This is a genomic window from Paraglaciecola polaris LMG 21857 (assembly GCF_000315055.1).
GTDB lineage: Bacteria > Pseudomonadota > Gammaproteobacteria > Enterobacterales > Alteromonadaceae > Paraglaciecola > Paraglaciecola polaris.
The window spans coordinates 1-1187 of sequence record NZ_BAER01000019.1 but is presented as its reverse complement, the minus strand read 5'-3'; the positions used below and the strand labels follow the sequence as shown (position 1 = coordinate 1187).

1 pseudogene is annotated in these 1187 nt (G+C 32.4%); it reads left to right on the top strand.

The window, feature by feature from the left end:
* Nucleotides 1-325: 325 nt before the first annotated feature.
* Nucleotides 326-1187 (top strand): annotated as a pseudogene (locus GPLA_RS03770) (hypothetical protein); the annotation flags it as partial.

Genomic DNA, 1187 nt, shown 5'->3' with positions numbered 1-1187 from the left:
ATAAATGCATTAGGGGGGAGAATTGACGTTGATGTGGAGAATAATCATATAATATTTAAAATAGAGCTTCCTAATCTTCCCAGCCAATGAGCTAGATATTTTTTATAATAGATTCCAAGCCTATTTATACTTAAAGTCAGTAAAATAAAAATTCACGATTAAGTCTCCCACCCAATCTAATTATATTTCAATATTCAAGTACACCTCCCAATCATATCGATAACATTGGTAAAAACTAAGCAAAACTTCAGTAGAAATTCAGTTTGAAGTAAGGGGCACTTAAGAATAAAAAAATAGAATACAGACACTTAAACATGGTGCCTGTATGACCTCTAAAACTTATTTATTAATATTTTTAACAATGTATTATCAAAGCGCTTCTTCGGCACAATCCCAAGGTGTGTTAAACGAGTGTGATGAAACTAATAATGTAGATTTTTTAATTCACGATATTTTTAATCTAGATGATCCGAACAGCATATTTCTTCATCACTGGGCTAATTTTTTTCATATTAAGACTAAAGAAATAACGCTTCAAAATGAAAGCGCTTTTTTCCTTAGTAAATGTCAAGTTCAATCAGATGACATTGCAGAATTAGAACGACACCTTAGACAACAAAAGTATATTCGTGAAGCTATTGTAAGTCAGGATAAAAACGACCGTGTTAAAGTCGAAACTTGGGACAATTGGTCATTGATGCCCACCGTAGATTTTGGTCGAAAAGGAGGGGTTAACAAATATTCGATCGGTATAAAAGACAGAAATCTTTTCGGCCTAGGAATTGATTCTGAAGTTGAATACTTCAGTAATAACCAACGAACCGGTTATAAATTTGATACTAGTTTTCCGTTATTTTTAAATAAAAACATCACTGCTAGCGTTCGCTTAACCAGTAACGATGATGGTAATTCAGAAGCTATTTTCTTAAACAAAAATTTTGTTAGTTTTGATACAAAACAAGCATACAAAATTGGATTCGATAACTTCAGGCAGATTGATTCACAGTTTCAAAATGGTCTTACTGTAGCTGAATATAATCATGAAAAATCCCTTAAAATAATCCAATGGAAGTGGTTACTAAGTGACTCCAACACCACCACTTTTCGTTATGGAGTGGGATATACAACAGAAAAACATATATTTACAGATGTAATTCTCCCTAACTTTATCCAAACCAACTTTACCC